17 protein-coding genes are annotated in these 17735 nt (G+C 49.2%); 7 read left to right on the top strand and 10 right to left on the bottom strand.

From position 1 onward, the window contains the following. Positions 1 to 37 precede the first annotated feature (37 nt). Positions 38 to 469, bottom strand: coding sequence for an NUDIX hydrolase (locus tag PAEVO_RS26310; protein ID WP_100540460.1), 432 nt, complete (start codon positions 467 to 469; stop codon positions 38 to 40). A 128-nt stretch (positions 470 to 597) separates the two neighbouring features. On the opposite strand from PAEVO_RS26310, the gene PAEVO_RS26305 reads away from it, so the two are divergent. After that, a complete protein-coding gene (locus PAEVO_RS26305; protein WP_100540459.1) occupies positions 598 to 1839 on the top strand; it encodes an MFS transporter in 1242 nt (413 codons plus the stop codon). An 81-nt stretch (positions 1840 to 1920) separates the two neighbouring features. On the opposite strand, the gene PAEVO_RS26300 is transcribed toward PAEVO_RS26305, so the two are convergent. Next, positions 1921 to 2166 (bottom strand): PepSY domain-containing protein, encoded by a 246-nt coding sequence (locus PAEVO_RS26300; RefSeq protein WP_100540458.1) that lies wholly within the window; start codon positions 2164 to 2166, stop codon positions 1921 to 1923. Positions 2167 to 2365: 199 nt separating this feature from the next. Between PAEVO_RS26300 and PAEVO_RS26295 the strand changes: the two genes are divergently transcribed. Next, complete coding sequence (locus PAEVO_RS26295; RefSeq protein ID WP_100540457.1) at positions 2366 to 3097, top strand: class I SAM-dependent DNA methyltransferase; 732 nt, start codon at positions 2366 to 2368, stop codon at positions 3095 to 3097. An 84-nt stretch (positions 3098 to 3181) separates the two neighbouring features. Here the strand turns inward: PAEVO_RS26295 and PAEVO_RS26290 are convergent, their stop codons facing one another. From PAEVO_RS26290 to PAEVO_RS26270, 5 genes are all read right to left on the bottom strand, one after another. Next, positions 3182 to 4654, bottom strand: coding sequence for a DEAD/DEAH box helicase (locus PAEVO_RS26290; RefSeq protein WP_100540456.1), 1473 nt, complete (start codon positions 4652 to 4654; stop codon positions 3182 to 3184). A gap of 155 nt (positions 4655 to 4809) precedes the next feature. Beyond that, the gene (locus tag PAEVO_RS26285) at positions 4810 to 5685 is read right to left on the bottom strand and encodes a radical SAM/SPASM domain-containing protein (protein ID WP_100540837.1); all 876 of its coding nucleotides are present in this window, start codon (positions 5683 to 5685) and stop codon (positions 4810 to 4812) included. Positions 5686 to 5974: 289 nt separating this feature from the next. After that, positions 5975 to 7420: a M56 family metallopeptidase gene (locus tag PAEVO_RS26280; RefSeq protein WP_100540455.1), complete on the bottom strand. Its 1446-nt coding sequence runs from the start codon at positions 7418 to 7420 to the stop codon at positions 5975 to 5977. 8 nt (positions 7421 to 7428) lie between these two features. Continuing rightward, positions 7429 to 7803: a BlaI/MecI/CopY family transcriptional regulator gene (locus PAEVO_RS26275; protein WP_100540454.1), complete on the bottom strand. Its 375-nt coding sequence runs from the start codon at positions 7801 to 7803 to the stop codon at positions 7429 to 7431. Between the two features lie 264 nt (positions 7804 to 8067). After that, positions 8068 to 8295: a hypothetical protein gene (locus PAEVO_RS26270; RefSeq protein ID WP_100540453.1), complete on the bottom strand. Its 228-nt coding sequence runs from the start codon at positions 8293 to 8295 to the stop codon at positions 8068 to 8070. Between the two features lie 246 nt (positions 8296 to 8541). Here PAEVO_RS26270 and PAEVO_RS26265 point away from each other — a divergent pair, with 246 nt between their 5' ends. The 5 genes from PAEVO_RS26265 to PAEVO_RS26245 all read left to right on the top strand — a co-directional run bounded on the left by PAEVO_RS26265 (position 8542) and on the right by PAEVO_RS26245 (position 14972). Further along, positions 8542 to 9564: an ABC transporter substrate-binding protein gene (locus PAEVO_RS26265; RefSeq protein WP_100540452.1), complete on the top strand. Its 1023-nt coding sequence runs from the start codon at positions 8542 to 8544 to the stop codon at positions 9562 to 9564. A gap of 22 nt (positions 9565 to 9586) precedes the next feature. Next, positions 9587 to 10699, top strand: coding sequence for an ABC transporter ATP-binding protein (locus PAEVO_RS26260; protein ID WP_100540451.1), 1113 nt, complete (start codon positions 9587 to 9589; stop codon positions 10697 to 10699). Then, a complete protein-coding gene (locus tag PAEVO_RS26255) occupies positions 10696 to 12351 on the top strand; it encodes an ABC transporter permease (RefSeq protein WP_100540450.1) in 1656 nt (551 codons plus the stop codon). Before PAEVO_RS26260 ends, PAEVO_RS26255 begins: the two co-directional genes overlap by 4 nt. Before the next feature lie 139 nt (positions 12352 to 12490). After that, on the top strand, positions 12491 to 14191 hold the full coding sequence (locus PAEVO_RS26250; protein ID WP_100540836.1) for a sensor histidine kinase: 1701 nt from the start codon (positions 12491 to 12493) through the stop codon (positions 14189 to 14191). Next, positions 14184 to 14972 (top strand): response regulator transcription factor, encoded by a 789-nt coding sequence (locus tag PAEVO_RS26245; RefSeq protein WP_100540449.1) that lies wholly within the window; start codon positions 14184 to 14186, stop codon positions 14970 to 14972. The genes PAEVO_RS26250 and PAEVO_RS26245 overlap by 8 nt, the downstream gene beginning before the upstream one ends. A 92-nt stretch (positions 14973 to 15064) precedes the next feature. Here PAEVO_RS26245 and PAEVO_RS26240 read toward each other — a convergent pair whose 3' ends face one another. The 3 genes from PAEVO_RS26240 to PAEVO_RS26230 form a co-directional block, all read right to left on the bottom strand. After that, positions 15065 to 15625: a delta-aminolevulinic acid dehydratase gene (locus PAEVO_RS26240; RefSeq protein WP_100540448.1), complete on the bottom strand. Its 561-nt coding sequence runs from the start codon at positions 15623 to 15625 to the stop codon at positions 15065 to 15067. 95 nt (positions 15626 to 15720) lie between these two features. After that, positions 15721 to 16572, bottom strand: a complete 852-nt coding sequence (locus PAEVO_RS26235; protein WP_243390944.1) for a hypothetical protein — start codon at positions 16570 to 16572, stop codon at positions 15721 to 15723. A gap of 206 nt (positions 16573 to 16778) precedes the next feature. Continuing rightward, positions 16779 to 17729 carry a carbamate kinase gene (locus PAEVO_RS26230; RefSeq protein ID WP_100540446.1) on the bottom strand — a complete coding sequence of 317 codons (951 nt, stop codon included), beginning with the start codon at positions 17727 to 17729 and terminating at the stop codon, positions 16779 to 16781. Between the last annotated feature and the right edge of the window lie 6 nt (positions 17730 to 17735).

Below are 17735 nucleotides of genomic sequence, written 5' to 3'. Positions count from 1 at the left end.
CGCCAATTCGTTGGATTCTTCTTTCCATGAAAAATACTTAGGTTAGCTTGCGCCGTGCCTCCTCCGCTCTTTGCACACTCTCCTTCGTCCAAGGCGGTGCCTTGGGGTGATTCATGATCTCGGACAGCGTCATCCACTGTACCGACTCGACCTCGTCTGGACTCTTGCTGTAAGGCGTCCCCTTATCATACTCGCACAGGAACACCATGTTGATGACAGGACGGTCATCGTCCGTTACAAAAGAAGAGCTGTAGACATACGTGACGTTCTCCTTCACCTCGACGCCAACTTCTTCGTAAAGCTCCCGCTTCACCGTGCGCTCCAAAATATCCAGCGTGTGCCCCTCCCTGTCGACTTTGCCTCCGGCTAACGATAGTGTTCCTCCCGCATGTTCTTCCTTCATGCTCCGCGTAATCATCAGCCACTGCCCGTCCTTGCAGACGGCCCCTTCTACGTTGACGATAAACATGACACCCCTCCTCCAACAACCTTTGATCTTACTTTACACGATTCCGGCGTCGGTTGACCATTGACTCTTACCTTACAGGAGGCCGCAAAATAGGTTCCAGCATTAAATCTGTAAGGAGGAATATCATCATGCCAAGCTCCATCCGTTTGCTCCACAACGGCTTCGTCCGAGCGATCCTGATTTCCAATGTATGCTCCCAGCTCGGAATATGGATCCGAAATTTTGCCGTCCTGCTGTATGTCATGGACATGACAGGCGGGAATGCTTTTGCCATTTCCATGATTTCCGTCGCCGAATATGGACCCATCTTTCTGTTTTCGTTCATTGGGGGTGTATTGGCCGACCGTTGGCGTCCTAAAGCAACCATCGTCTGGTGCGAGATACTCAGTGCCTGCTCCGTCTTCATCGTGTTTCTGATGCTGGAATCCGGCTCGTGGGGCGCTGTATTCTTCGCAACCTTATGCTCTTCCATCCTGTCGCAGTTCGCCCAGCCCTCGGGCATGAAGCTGTTCAAAATCCATGTGCGGGACGAAGATGCTTCCATTGGCATGTCGCTGCTGCAAACGCTGTTCTCTCTCTTCATGATCATCGGTCCGATTCTGGGCACATGGGTGTTTCAGCAATGGGGCATATCGGCTGCCCTCGTGTTAACGAGCGGATGGTTCATGTTATCTGCCCTAGCTATGCTGCTTGTGCCTAAAGACCAAGAGGCATCTATGAACACTGCAACAGCAGCTCCCTCCATTCTTCAAGATATGACCGCCGGCATTCGTTATGTTGTATTCAAAAGAGATTTGCTGCGGCTAAGCCTCTGCTTCATGGTTGTGGGTCTTGGGGTGGGACTGATCTCCCCGCTCAGCGTGTTTCTGGTGACCGAACGCTTAGGCTTGTCCGCTCAGGACTTGCAGTGGATTACCATCCCTTACGGTGTCGGCGAAATCCTGGGTGGGATCGTAACGTTTATGCTCGCTTCCCGAATCGCTCCCGGTCGGTTACTGATGTTGGGTTTAATCGTGAACGGCGCAGGCATTCTCCTGCTGGGTCTGTCGACAATCCTCTGGCTGACCATGCTCTCGCAATTCCTGATTGCGCTGCTGCAGCCGGCTATTTTTATCGGGAACCATACCTTGGTCATGCAGCAAACGGAACAAGCCTACATCGGTCGGGTCACCGGAGTCCGTACGCCGCTCATGACCGGAGCCATGCTGATCACAATGGGATGCTCCGGCCTATTGAAGCAGGCTATGTCACTAACCTACGTATACGCTTTAGCTGGTGCATGTTTTCTCGCTGGATTCTTGATGATTCTTCCACTTCTTCGTCATGGGAATCACATGATGCCTGGAGGTGGCGAAGCAACCGAAACTTAACCTCCTGCACAGATCAAAAACCGAGCGAAACGCGGGTTTCTCCACGTCTCACTCGGTTATTTGCTTTTTCCTAATGGCGCCTTAATCCGCGTCGTCTTCTTCCTCAACCTTTAGGATTCTTCCCGATTTCGCGAGAATTTCAACTTCAAACAATCTGTTGTCGGATGTCAGAATAAATATTTCATAGACCAACACGCCATGCTCCAAATCCATATCGACATGAACGATTTGACCCGGCACACGGGCAAGTGCTATTTCTTGAGCTTGCTGCATGGAGACTCTCTGCCTGGTCATCGGCCCTGGTACATGATAGTAATTACCGTACATTCGAAAAGTAACCTCCTCAATGAAAAAGTCCGCTCATGTACCATATGAGAGGAGCTGCTCCTTGGTGCCTATTGACGTGCCTTCTTGATTCATATCGGCACGGTTATTTATATTTTAATCGCGGTCTGGGTATTATTCCGGGAGGAACGATCCGTTATAATGAACCATAAGGCAGGATGATTCCTAGAAAGAGGTGCTTATGAGCTATCACGGATCCGATTTTTATGACAACGACGCGAACTTCGAGAAGTACATGGAGCGGCGGCAAGGGCTGGAGAACGCCAACGATACATTGGAGAAACCCGTCATCTGGCAGCTGCTGGGGAATATCTCGGATCGGCATGTATTGGACCTGGGGTGCGGCGATGCTGGCTTTGGCGTGGAACTGCTCAACAAAGGCTGTGCTGCGTATGTGGGGATTGAAGGCTCTCGTAATATGGTGGAAGCCGCCTCAAGCAACCTGACCGATTACAACAACGGAACCGTTGTGCATACGAGGATTGAGGACTTTGCATATCCCCGCGATTCCTATGATCTGGTGCTCTCCAGGCTCGCCATTCATTATCTGCAGGATATCGAGCGCGTCTTTCAATGCATTCATCAGAGCTTGAAGCCAAACGGTAGGTTTGTCTTCTCCGTCGAGCATCCCGTCATTACCTCCACGCTTCAGCCGTCTGGCACACGAACGAACTGGGGCGTGGACCATTACTTCAGCGAAGGCTACCGGGAACAACAATGGCTCGGCGGCACCGTTCATAAGTACCATCGAACCGTGGAGGATTACTTCCGGACGATGCAGGAAGCCGGCTTTACCGTGGAACACCTAAGGGAATCCAGACCTGTGCGAGAACATTTCTTAAACGAAGAAACCTATGAGCGCAGGCGCAGAATCCCACTGTTTCTGTTTCTGGCGGGGAGAAAGAGCGCATAACTCCCATTCCATTCCGAAAAAAAAGCACCCTTCCACTTCATAAGTGGGAAAGGGTGCTTTCTGCGTCACTATCGTTATTTCTGCTTACGAGGATCTGCCGGTCTTGCTTCCTTTATTAAATCCCTCGGGCTTGCGCTTACGGGCTTGGCCATCCATAGGTTTCTGAGCAGCTTCCGATTTGAATTTACGTGCCATCTCTGAATACGGATTGCTGACGGCTTCCGCCTTCGGCTTACGTGCCGAATTCGTGCTCGAATGACGAGCCGCATCTGATTTCGGCTTACGAGCCGTGTCGGTCTTTGGCTTACGGGTGGTATCGGCCTTCGGTTTAGCCGATCTAACCGCTGCTGACTTGGCTTTGCCGGATTTGGCCGAGCCCGATTTCGGCGATCGGTCTACCTTGGCGGCTCTTAATGAGCCTGACATCGGGAAGGCATGGTCCTTCACTTCGGGAATGGACTTTCCGATTAACTTCTCGATATCCCGGAGAAAAGGCACCTCGTCCACTTCGCAGAACGATATCGCCGTTCCGCTCAGTCCTGCACGCCCCGTCCGGCCAATCCGGTGAACGTACGTCTCCGGAATGTTCGGTAGGTTGAAGTTAATGACATGCGACAGCTCGTCGATATCAATGCCTCTAGCGGCAATATCCGTCGCGACCAGGACGCGGGTCGCCCCGCTTTTGAAATTGTTGAGCGCCGTCTGGCGGCTGGTTTGCGATTTGTCGCCGTGAATGGCCTGAGCCGTAATATTCACCTTGTTCAGACCGCGCGCAACCCGGTCAGCTCCCCGCTTCGTACGGGTAAAGACCAGGGCCGACACGATGGACGGGTCCTTCATCAGTTCATTCAACTGCTGCTGCTTATTCCCGGTTTCCAGCAGGTACACCGATTGCTCGATCCGTTCGGCCGTAGAGGAGACCGGCGTGATCTCGACTTTTACGGGATTGTGCAGCAAGGTTTGGACAAGCTGAGTAATTTCCGCAGGCATCGTGGCCGAGAAGAACAGCGTTTGTTTTTTGCTCGGCATTTTGGCGATAATACGCTTCACGTCATGGATAAAGCCCATATCGAGCATGCGGTCGGCCTCATCCAGCACCAAAATCTCCACATGCTGCAAATCGACGTGCTTCTGATTCATAAGGTCCAGCAGTCTGCCTGGCGTAGCAATGAGGATGTCCGCTCCTTGCTGAAGCGCCCGTTCCTGCGTCTTCTGCGAAACGCCGCCGACAATCGCGGTCGAACGCAGCTTCGTGAACTGGCTGTAGGCTTTGACGTTATCCGAAATTTGCAGGGCGAGCTCCCGGGTAGGCGACAATACCAGGGCGCGAATGCGGCGCCCCATGCCTGGTTTAGGGGGTTGCTGGTTCAACAACTGAATCATCGGTACCGAAAAAGCGGCGGTCTTCCCTGTTCCGGTCTGCGCGCAGCCCAGCAAATCTCTGCCGGCCAACACAGCCGGGATCGCCTGAGCCTGAATAGGCGTTGGCGTCTTGTAATTCTCCTTCGCTAAAGCCTTGAGAATCACGGGGGATATATTTAAATCTTGAAATGTCATGGGGTCTCCTTTAAGGTAAATACCTATATTGTCTCATCACGTAACATGGGGCATCTCATGATCGAGTCTCCACAAGCCGTTCCTTTACGTCATAACATATAAGGATACCATACATCGGTATAAAAAAAGAAGCGGAATTTTTCTCCGCCTCTTGTTTAGGCCCCAAACCGCTGCCGATACCCGCATTTTCTGCATAATTCCTCAACGGCTTCCCGACGTGAAAATCCGTCCACCAGGTTGTTCGCTCGCTCCCCATCGACGATGTCCGAGAAGGACTTCTGATGAATATTGCCCAAATTGATGACCCCTTCTCCGTCCAGACAGCACGGGACAACCGTCCCGTCTACGAGAATGGCCGCCTGGCTGCGAAGCGCATGGCAGAAGCCTTTGCCTTCATCCTCCGGCGCTGTTAGACTTGGCCACTGGAACTCATAATCCTGGTTCAGATAGACATGGTCGGCAACCTTCACGCCACCGCCGGGTTCAACCTTTTCCTCGATTCGGTAGTCCAGATTGAATTCCTGCTCCAAAATTTCGAGTGTCTGGCGGTTACGGCTCTTCTCCAGGTTCGTTTGGTTGTCCTGCGTCAGATTCCACAAACGGAACGAAAAGATGACTTTATGCTCCTCCGCGGCACGAACAAAGGAGAGTATCTCCCGCAAATATCCCTCACGATTGGTTGAACCAACATGTCCGTCGAAGCTGTGGAGCGAGAAGTTCATCTGTCTCAATGCTGGCTTGCCCAGCAGCTTATGCCGGTTCTTCGCGATCAACGTACCGTTGGTCGTGATATTGACCTTGAACCCCTTTTCATGGCTAATATCCAGCAGCTCATCAATCTTCGGATGGAGCAGCGGCTCTCCCTTCACATGCAGATAAATGTAACTTGTGTGAGGCTTGATCTCATCCAATCTTTTCGCGAAATCTTCCACTTTAATGAAGTTGGCCTTACGCTCTGTCGGCGGGCAGAACGTGCAGGCCAGATTACAAATACTCGTGATTTCTATGTAAACTTTCTTAAACGTCTTCAAGATGTTATCCCCAATCCCATGTCTATGATCGTATGACGATTTGCCAGCTTGGTCGCTTGCCGATCCTACATATCGTACCATAGGCGGGCTTCTACAGCTACAACTACAAATGCGATCTGGTGCCATTCTGTATAAAACGAAAGAAGAGGGAGCACCCTCTTCTTTCGTTTTTTCTAATTAACGTTCATCGTTAATGTTGAATTCGTCACTCTTGAGCATCAAACCATCTTTTTGACGGTTTCTTATTTATCAAAGTCATACTCAGCAAGTTCTTCAAGCGTCATGGATCTTATTGTAATGGAAGTACCCGGGGGGTCTCGTTTGGCTGAGACTTCCTAGAGCCCTCGTCTACAGGACGAGTTTCTTTCGGATCATCTACAACATCGTCTCCTTCATTCTCAACAATAGCTACAGGACGAGCTTCCTTTGGATAATCCACAACACTGCTTCCATTCTCAGCTACAGCTGCAGGACGAGTTTCTTTCGGGTCATCTACAACATCGCTTCCGTCATTCTCCACGACAGCTACAGGACGAGCTTCCGTTGGATAAGTTACAACGTTGCTTCCTTCATTCACAACTACAGGTGCAGGACGAGTTTCTTCTGGCTGAGTTTCAACATAGCTTTCTTCATTCTCAACCACTGTCTCAGAAGGTACCGCTTTAGGGGCCGCTTCTGTTGGTCGAGCTTCAGCATGACTCTCCTCATTCCCAATGACTCTGGGCGTATGGTTAGAAGCCCATGCCGCTGCTGATGTGCTAATTACAGTAACTAAGAATACTGCTGCTATCGTGAGATACAATGCTTTCTTTTTTTGTTTCTTTACATTAAGCATCATCATTAATCTCCTTTTTAATTGTTTGCCGTCACCGGATAAGGAAGCACAAAATTGCACGGGTAAATTCCTCGATCCTGCTACGACGCTTAGAATCGTCTCCCCATACCGTTTTCGCTCGGCATGGGACATCTCTTTTACGACTTCTTCATCACAAGACAGCTCACTCCATACGTGAATGTCCTTGCGAAGAATGTGTACCAAGGGGTTAAACCAATGTAAGGCACTTGCTCCAAGCGTGAACGCTTTGACCCATAAATCTTTCCGTTTCAGATGGATCAACTCATGACGGATCACCATGTCCACGTTAACGGTATTCTCGATAGGGAGATAAATGGTGGGTTTCCGCAGGCCGACAAGAACAGGAGTCCGAATGATGGAGCTGTAGAAAAGCCGGACGTTGCTTTTCACACCAAGGGCTTCCTTGATGAAAGGGAGCTGTTTGGCAGCTTCGCTGCTTATCGGAACAGTGGTACGCGTATGTTCTAGTTTCTTTAAAAATCTGCGATAACAATACATCTGCCATCCAGCAAAAGTTATAGCACCAATTGCCCATAAGACAATGAGGGGAAGGGCTACGTTTGCTGGAATGGTCTGTTCTGGGATGAGCTGCTCCGAATGAGTCGCTAGATATGGACCGGGCAGCGCATGTTGCACAGTTGAAGGCAACTCGTTCACGATGGGGACGGTTGCTGTTCCATCGAATATAAAAAACGGTGAAATCGATTGAATACCAAGAACTACGGGCAAAAGATAAAAGCCTACGGCCATTATGCTAATTCCATAGCGCCACTTTGTAGGAACGGCATGGATCGATACGATCCGCAGTACAAGAAGGCAGGCTACGACGGCACTTCCAGCAACGGTAAGGGTAAACAGCCATTCGAGAATAGTATTCATAAGCCCCCCTACTTTTGCGAAAACCATTGCTTCAGCTCTGCAATATCTTCATCTGATAGCTTTTCACCGTCATACAATGCTGAAATTAGGTTTTTGACCGAGCCTTGATATAATCCGTCCAGGACGTGCTGCGCTTCCAAAAGCTTATAATCTTCAGGCGAAATGCGAGGCATATATTGATTTGTCCGTCCATGCCTCGTAGCCGAAAGTGCCCCTTTATCCACTAAACGCGATAGGAAGGTGGAAATGGTCTGCGCTTTCCACTCTCTTCCTCTTCGGGCAAACAGACCTAGCAGTTCGGTGGATGTGACAGGCGGTGTACACTCCCAAATCACCTCCATTAGCTCCATTTCAGTATCCGATAATTTTTGAACCTGGTTCACGGTGAACACCTCTTTACGTCGTTATGCGTCCATAACGAACTTAATCACTACACGATGTAGTGATTAAAACTTACTACAACGCGTAGTGATAAGTCAAGCGAAGATAAGTTTAAATTTACTACTACATAGAACTAATACGTAAAAATTAAAGAACCGCGCGGGAGCGCGGTTCTTTATCTAAACATGCAGCTTCAAATTATCGAGGGCGTCGGATTCCCCGGGTCCTCTTATTTGTACTCGTACAGATGGTAGTGTTAACGCCGTTTATTTTGAATCGTTGTCGTCATTTTCCACAGTCTCGCCTGCTTTGTTTCCCAATGCTGCGCCTGCGATACCACCAGCAATCGTACCGATTGGACCCAGAATGGAACCTACAGCAGCACCCACGACGCCACCACCCGCGGTTCCTAAAGCTTCTCCAGCGTCAACACCCATGTTGGTCGTGTCGCGATCAGAATCAACCTTTTGATTACGATCATTCTTATTAGCCATCCATCTCACTCCCTCGACATTGTGATAGGAACAGCTCCTTCTTGCCAGACGTTGTTCCAGACCATATCTTGCCCTAACCGATCTAAGATAATTCTATAAAATATACCTATTCAGGTCCTGTCTACTCCAAATTAGGTTGCGAATTTTAGACGATGTTTGCGGATTATGGGATTATGTAAACGGTACCAAGCTTGCTACAATGAACATGCAATTACGAAATGAACTTTTGTTCAAGGGGGATTATACATGAAAAAGCTGTCGATTTTACTGTTAACCTGCGTGTTGATCATAGGGGCGCTGAGCGGTTGCGCAAGCAGCGATTCCGATTCGGGATCGTCGAATAAGCTCGTCATCTACAGTCCGAACAGCGAGGAAATTATCAAAACCATCATTCCAATGTTCGAGAAGCAGACCGGGATTACGGTTGAGCTTGTAACGGCTGGAACCGGCGAAATTATTAAGCGCTTACAGTCCGAGAAGCAGAACCCATACGCTGACGTGATGTTCGGTGGTTCTATGGCGGGTTTCCGTGAAAATGAAGCTTTATACGAGCCTTACGTATCACCTGAAGACAAGAACTTAATGGAAGGCCACCGCAATACGTCGGGCTTCGCTACCCCTTATATCTCGGATGGCAGCGTGCTGCTCGTGAACAAAAACCTGATCGGCGACATCAAGATCGAAGGCTATGCGGATTTGCTGAACCCGCAGCTCAAAGGGAAGATTGCTTCCGCTGACCCGGCAAGCTCAAGCTCTGCTTTCGCACAGTTAACCAATATGCTGAAAGCGATGGGCGGCGATTATGAGAACGAACAAGGCTGGAACTACGTCGGTCAACTGATCGAGAACCTGGACGGCAAAATCGCGAGCGGTTCCGGTGCCGTTCACAAAAGCGTGGCGGACGGTGAATATGTAGTCGGCCTTACCTACGAAGACCCTTCCAGCACCTATGTAAAGAACGGCGCTCCGGTAGAAATCGTATATCCGAAAGAAGGCGCCGTATTCCTGGATGCGGGATCTGCCATTATCAAAGATGCGCCGCATATGGACAATGCCAAAAAATTCATCGACTTCATTCTGTCCCAAGAAGCACAGGATGCGTTCGGAACGCAATTAACGAACCGTCCGCTTCGCCAAGACACGAAGCTTGGAGACCATATGAAGCCTTACGAAGAAATCCACATGATTGATGAAGACACGGACTATGTAAGCGAGCATAAATCCGAGATCGTTGAGCGTTATGTCGATTTGTTCACTAGCGTTAAATAAACTATAGAATCAGGTGACAACCATGAGCGTAACCATAACCATTCAAGACTTAATCAAAAAATACGGTGACACAACCGTCATTCCCGAGCTGTCCCTGGAGATCAAGAAGGGTGAATTCTTCACCCTTCTCGGGCCTTCCGGGTGCGGCAAGACCACACTGCTGCGCATGATCGCCGGCTTCAACAGCATTGAAGGCGGAACGATTCATTTTAACGATCGCGTCATTAACCAGGTGGAACCGGGCAAGCGGAATATCGGGATGGTCTTTCAAAGCTATGCGATCTTCCCTCACTTAACCGTCAAAGGAAACATCGCGTTCGGACTGGAGAATCGAAAGTTATCCAAAGCGGAGATTCATGCCAAGGTGGATGACATCCTAAAGGTCGTTCAGATTGAGCCCTATAAAGATCGCATGCCGAAGAACCTGTCAGGCGGCCAACAGCAGCGCGTTGCGCTAGCCAGAGCGATCGTGATCCGGCCGGATGTCCTGCTGATGGATGAGCCTCTATCCAACCTGGATGCCAAGCTTCGGGTCGACATGCGTAACGCAATTAAAGACATTCAGAGAGAAGTCGGGATTACCACCGTCTACGTCACGCACGATCAGGAGGAAGCCATGGCGGTATCCGACCGCATTGCGGTCATGAAATCCGGCGTGATTCAGCATCTCGGAACGCCACAGGAGATTTACCAGCGCCCTGCGAACGTATTCGTTGCGACCTTTATCGGACGTACCAACATTATCATGGGCAAATTAACGAAATCGGCAGGCAGCAGCTATGCCCTGCAGTTCGGTTCAGGCTATTCGGAAGAACTGTCTAACATTCAAGTTCCGAATGCATTGGCTCAGGCTTCCGCTCTGAACGTTCAAATCTCGGTTCGGCCGGAAGAGTTCATTCTGACCGAGGACCAAACCGGCATGAAAGCAACGATTGTACACAGCGTATTTTTGGGCCAAAACACCCATTATTTTGTAGACTTGGCGTCCGGTCAACGCGTGGAGATTACGCAGGAATCGAAAACGTCACATATCCTTGAACCTGGTCAAGTCATCTATCTCAAGGCGAAAAAAGAGAAGATTAATGTTTATGATGCAACAGGCGAACTGAACTATACAAGGGGCGCTCGGCTATGAGAGAGACGCGCAAACGATTTGATGTCTGGACCAACATTTCGTTACTGATCTTTGTGTTCTACATTCTTTTTCTGGCCCTGCCTTTGTTTACGATGCTGTTCAAGAGTGTGTACAACGGTACGACAGGCGATTTTTCCCTCGCCTATTTCACGAAGTTTTTCAGTAAGCCCTACTATTTAAACGCCCTATTCAACAGCGTGAAAGTCACCGTCAGCGTAACCTTGCTTGCCGCCATTATCGCAACGCCGCTGGCGTACATCATGGCAACGGTGAAGATTAAAGGCAGTTCGGCTATTCGGGTCATGATTCTGATCTCCTCGATGTCGGCTCCTTTCATTGGCGCTTACTCCTGGATCCTGCTGATGGGCAGAAGCGGCGTCATTACCAAATTCGTTAGCAGCACATTCGGCATTACGATGCCGGATATCTACGGATTTACAGGGATATTAGTGGTCTTGACCTTGCAGATGGTCCCTCTGATTTTCATGTATGTATCAGGTGCACTGAAGAATATGGATCAATCGCTGATGGAAGCTGCCGAGAGCATGGGTTATACAGGCTTTGGCAAAATGCGCAAGGTGCTACTCCCGCTCATTACGCCAACCTTGCTGGCAGGCGGACTGCTCGTCTTCATGCGCGCGCTTGCCGATTTTGGTACGCCGATGCTGATCGGCGAGGGATACAAGACCGTTCCTGTACTGATCTTTAACGAGTTCATCAGTGAGGTCGGCGGCGATGATGGCTTTGCAGCGGCGATCAGCGTCATTGTCGTTCTCTTCGCCACAACGATATTCCTGCTGCAAAAATTCGTAGCCAATCGTAAATCCTTTACGATGAGTGCACTGCATCCCATTGAAGCCAAGAAGAAAAAAGGGATCGGCAATATCGCGGCTCATGCCGTTATCTATCTGTATACGCTAATCGCGCTGCTGCCGCAGCTCTACGTCATCTATACTTCATTCCTGAAATCCAACGGCCGAATTTTCGTCGAAGGCTTCTCACTCCAAAGCTATCGGGATGCCTTCAGTAATATTGGCGGGGTCATTCTGAACACGTTCTTCTTGGCCATCGTGTCGCTGGTCGCCATTATCCTGTTAGCGATACTGATTGCTTACGTAACCGTTCGAAGAAAGAATGCGCTAACCAATACGCTGGATATCTTCACGATGTTCCCGTATATCGTCCCGGGCTCCATTCTGGGGATTGCTCTCTTGATCACGTTCAACAACAAGCCGCTGGCCTTAAGCGGAACGGCCGTCATCATGATCATCTCATTTGTCATTCGGCGCCTGCCTTATACGATTCGATCCAGCGCAGCCATCCTGCATCAGATTAACGATGGGATCGAGGAAGCAGCCATCAGTCTGGGGGCCTCCCAGATGAAGACGTTCTTCAAGATTACGCTTCCGATGATGCTGGCAGGCGTAGTCTCCGGCGCGATCCTAAGCTGGATTACCATCATTACCGAATTAAGCACCTCGATCATTCTGTATACAGGCAAGACCAAGACCGTAACGGTTGCCATATACACCGAGGTCATTCGCGGGAACTACGGCGTGGCGGCAGCCCTATCCACAATTCTTACCGTCATTACGGTGGTGTCACTGCTTGTCTTCCTGAAGCTCTCTGGACAAAAGGAAGTTTCCATGTAAATGTAATGAAATCATAAAGTAGACTACATCCAAGTCGGCACCTGCAGCATGAAGGCCGGCTTGGATGTATTTGGATGATCTGCGGCTACCGCCAGTCGGTATAATAGGATCGAGGGGCTTATCGCAGATGGAGGGCAGCATGAAACATACACACTATCGCAACTTCAAGGAATCAACCCGTCATTTATTTCGCATCTATACGATGATCCCGTTCTCCATCTTAATCGTATTGTTTTTGGCGTTCACGATTATTAATGGCAGAATGAACCTAACCCAAAAAACGACCGAAGCTGCCCAGTCCATCAGTCAGTCCATATCCGGCGTTTATCAGCAGTACTACGAGGAGATTAATCGGATGGCCGTCTCTCCTACCGTGATCGATTATGTAAGCTCGCATTTGGGCAGCGAACAAGTGTACTCCGCATTTTATGATTTCAACAACCAGCAGAAGGTCAAGAGCATTTTTCATATCGTCAATACGGATGGGGTCTTCCTGGCAAGCTCTGCCCCGGCGGATTCACTGTATTCCAATTTTGCCTTCGGCAATCTCATTCATCGAATTGATCAGCGGCCCGGCGACACGCTTACCGAAATGAACAGCTTTCGTTATTCGCATGATCGCGATACGAGTTACACGTTTGGTAAGGCCATCGTTAAGGACAAGCGGACGATAGGCTATATCATCTATCAGCTGTACGAATCGGACATTCAGAAGGTGATTTTCAAACAAAATAATGAGATCGCCATGATCACCGATGAACATAATACCATCATTGCCACGACCAGCAATGTGACCAAAGGCGTTCTCAACAAATTCAGCCCGAAGGTCGATAACAAGGGACATGTTCTGCTGAACGAAGGCAAATATTATATGTATGCCAAGCGAATCCCTGACACGCCGATTCAAGTCATTACGCTGAATTCCTATAAATCGGAGCAATACACCTACTATACGGTTTCTTTCTTTGTCCTCGCGGCCAGCCTTCTGCTGTGGGTCTTGATCCAGTTCCTGGCGAACAAAATGTCGACCCGAAATTCCGAATCGATCGATAAATTAATTCATGCCTTGGCCCAGCTGCGCGAAGGAAACTTCAATGGCTATGTCGACATTCAGACGAACGACGAGTTTCAAATTCTCGGCGATGAGTACAATGTGATGCTGGATCGGTTGAAGGAATTGATCGAGAAAAATAAAGAGCTGTCGGAGCTCCGCACGATTATTGAGGTAAAGCAGCTGCAATCGCAGTTCCATCCGCATTTTATTTTTAATGTCCTTGAAACCCTGCGCTATGCTATTAAGATTGACGCGAATCAAGCCCAGGACATCGTGCTGATTCTCTCCCGCTTGCTTCGATACAGCATCGGACATGATCGCAATGTCCAGCTGAAGAATGATATGAATTATGTACGGGATTACCTGAAGCTGCAGCAAATTCGGTTCAATGATCGGCTGGAATATCGGATTACCGTAGCGGAGGAAACGCTGGATGTATACGTCCCCAAGCTTCTGCTGCAGCCGATTATCGAAAACGCTATCAAATATGGATATGAGAATCAAAGTGATGTGCTGATTGAGATCAACATCTACACATCAACCGGCAAGCTCATTCTGGAAGTTCGCGACAACGGGCAAGGCATGAGTGAGCAGACCCTGCAGGAAGTGAATCAGATTCTGCAAAGCCAGACGAATACGACGCAGCATATCGGTCTGTACAACGTTCATCGTCGTTTAGTGCTTTTATATGGCGAAGAATCCGGCATTCACATTGACAGCGCGCAAGGAAAAGGTACCTGCGTGGCACTTACAATTCCTTACGAATGGAGTGAATATCATGTTTAAAGTACTGCTGGTCGAAGATGAAGATATGATTCGCAGGGGGATACGGTTCAGCATCGATTGGCTTCAATACGATTGCATCGTCATTGAAGAAGGACTGAACGGGCAGGATGGCTACGAGAAGATCTGCGAGCTGAAGCCGGATATCGTCATTACCGACATCACCATGCCGATCAAGGACGGCATTTCAATGATTCGGGAAGGTTTGCAGGAGCATACCTTCAGCAGCATCATTATCTCCGGTTATAATGAATTCCACCTTGCGAAGCAGGCACTCCAGTTAGGCGTCACCGAGTTCCTGGTGAAGCCCTTAGAGGATGAGCAGCTGGTCGCGGCACTCGAATCAGCCAAAGCCAAAGTGGATTTAATCCGCAAATATGAAGTGATCTCGAATCATCCGCAGGAGAAGGAAGAGATTCTAAACAGCAAATTTCTGGAGAAGGAAACCAAGACCTCCAAATACGTGGCCAACATGATCGCCTATGTACAGGAGAACTATGCCAAGAAGATCAGCATTCATGACCTCGTGGAGGAGATCGGCTTAAGCGCCTATTACCTGAACCAGAAATTCAAGGCAGAGACCAGCTACACCTTCAACGAGTTTCTCAATCGTTATCGCATTCAGAAATCGATCGATTTACTGAAGTCAGGCGATAACAAAGTCTATACCATCGCGCAGGATATCGGATTTAGCGACTACAAGTATTTTATAAGCATCTTCAAAAAGTACGCCCATGTCACGCCGAGTCAGTATCAGGAATATTTCGAGGAGAAGAATGGATAGATTAGGGTAATCTAGATACTAGAGGTACTCTATCGCACTTATATATTTGCACACACCCCTGCTAGGCTTGAGCAGGGGTGTAGAATCTTTATCTATGATTCCTGTCGTTCATACAGCCGGTACATGGATAGCTCACCACGCATTGCCACCGCTTGCGCAAAGGCTTCCTTCACGTCCCGTCCCTGCTGAACGATCTCATAGAACAGCCGGAGAACGAACATCAGCGCATCGTTGCCGTCCGGATAGTCATCCGGCCCGATATACATCCTGCAGCCCTTCTCCAGGAAGGCGTCGGCCAGGGCGGGATCCCCCAGCGAGCAGCCGTTCGCGATCACCGTCTTCCCGTCCAGCTTCGCATAACGCTTAATTTCGGCAGGCCCGAAGCCGCCCTTCGGCTCATCCTCCTCGTATACCTCTTCGCCGAGCTCCGGCATGATCAAGCTGCCTTCATCCCCGTGAAAGTTCAACAAGATCATATCGGTGCCTTCATATATATCATCCCCTGACAAAACGGAGATCAGATCATTCGGCCTTCCGATCCAATATGTAAAAACGCGTACCCCGAAATACTCCAGAGCCGCCCTTACGGCTTGGCTCTCCATATCGCAATCCGGTCCGACGACCAGAGCGACCTGTATAACCTGCTTACTCACTAGCACATCAGCTCCTGACAATTACATAGATTTGGAATTGGAGCCCCATTCTATTATTGCCGGCAACATTTCCTTTTTCAACCAGGCGCGGTTCATCATACTTTTCTCCATATCATCCACCATTGCTTATCATACGAATCGACTTCGATCTCTTCCAGACCTAGATTCGCTTCGCCGATCCAGCTTCTAGCCAGTTGTATATAGTCGTTGTGAAATTCGGAGGAATACCCCATTTCATCATATCCGGCATAGGTAATGTTATCGAATATCATGTATCCTCCGCTTTTTAGCTGCTTACAGCTTGTGTCTATGATTTGGATAAACGCCTGATACGCTGCATCTTTTAGCGTTCCTTTGCGATGATACTCCATCACAGCTTGCAGCATTTGAGGTTCGATTGACCACCAATCCTGATTTTCGGTATCTATGCCCTCGCGGTTGGCGATAATGGTCTGAATGATATCATTAATGGCATGATGAAAAGCCACAACGTCAAAAGAGGACTCTGGATAATATAAACCGATATTGGCGGCATCGTCCCCAACAACCCGTATGTTGACGTCCATTCCTTTCGTTTTCTCCTGAAAATTTCGTGTCAGATCCCTGTTGAGGTTGGCCGTCACATAGGACCCCGCTTCATGGGAATAGGCGTCTACAGCCTTGGGAACGTAAATGACATCGCCTGCACCGACTTCCAAAAGACTTAAAGCACGGGGCATATGCAGCTCCATGAAGAGATTCTGCCAAGATGCTGAATAATACAGTTGAAGATATTCGAATACCCTTGGCTTGGATATGTTTATCGGCACTGCTAGTGTGTCTTTCAATTTGTTTTCCAATTGGACTGCGTTCATCTGTTCCAATTCAGAAATCGTGTCCTGCGAAAAGTCACGTTTTAGGATATCGTTAAACAAGCCGGCACTCGTTTTCTCTGCTAGCGTCTGCATATTCATCAGCGTATCCCTCTCTTCTTGTGGTTTCTAGAGTATATTCGAATATATGGTGTTTTTTCCTCTTTTTATTATTTGAAAACGTAATTTATTAATATAAACGCAAAGAACCCGAGAGAGGCACTTTTTTCAAAGTATCCCTCTCTCGGGTCTTCGTTCTAAAAACGTGGATATGGCTGTTCATTAGCCAACCGCTTGCGCCGTTAACTCACAATATGAGTGCCGGCCTGTTTCCTGATGGCATCGCTTAAGCTTTCCGGGTTTGTAATGATAACTCTGCGCCCCGGCTTCTTAAGAAAATTGAGGCTCGCCTCAATTTTGGGGAGCATGCTGCCTTTTGGAAAATGCCCCTCTTTCACATACTGTTTAATCTCGTCAACGGTGACTTCTTCGAGCGCCTTCTGATCCGGCGTACCGAAATTCACGAATACTTGGGGCACGCCCGTTGTGATAATCAGCGTTTCCGCATCCACCTGCTCTGCCAATAAACTTGTGGCAAAATCCTTATCGATCACCGCATCGATGCCTTCGTAGGTATGCTCCTTCGTCTTGATGACGGGAATGCCTCCTCCGCCGACGGCAATCACGATACAGCCGGACTCGATCAGCGAACGGATAGCATCCTTCTCGACAATATCAATGGGAGCAGGCGAAGGAACAACCCTTCGATATCCCCGGCCCGAATCCTCAATCATCACCCACTCGGGATGCTCGCGCTTCAATTCCTCGGCTTGCTCCAGGGTGAAGAAGGAACCCACCGGTTTCGAAGGCTCGCGGAAGTTATGGTCGGCTTCGCTGACCTCAACCTGCGTGATGATGGTTGCTACCTTTTTCGTGATGCGGCGGTGGATGAATTCATTCGTTAACGCCTGCTGAATTTGGTAGCCGATGCCACCCTGCGTATCCGCCACGCAGTTCACGAGCGGAACAGCATTCATGCCGATGACCTCGGAAGCCACCTCGCTCCTTCTCAGCTCGAAGCCTACCTGCGGCCCGTTTCCGTGCGTAACGACCACGTTGACGCCGGCTTGCACCATATCCGCAATGTTGGCTGCAATTTCGCATACCGCTTCGTACTGATCCTTAATCGACTCGCGACCCTTATCCTTCACTAACGAATTTCCGCCAATGGCTACAACTACAAATTTATTCATGACAAT

Origin of the sequence: Paenibacillus sp. GM2FR, assembly GCF_002803325.1 — a bacterium.
GTDB classification, from domain to species: domain Bacteria; phylum Bacillota; class Bacilli; order Paenibacillales; family Paenibacillaceae; genus Paenibacillus_AQ; species Paenibacillus_AQ lautus.
This window is presented reverse-complemented; position numbering and strand designations above follow the sequence as displayed.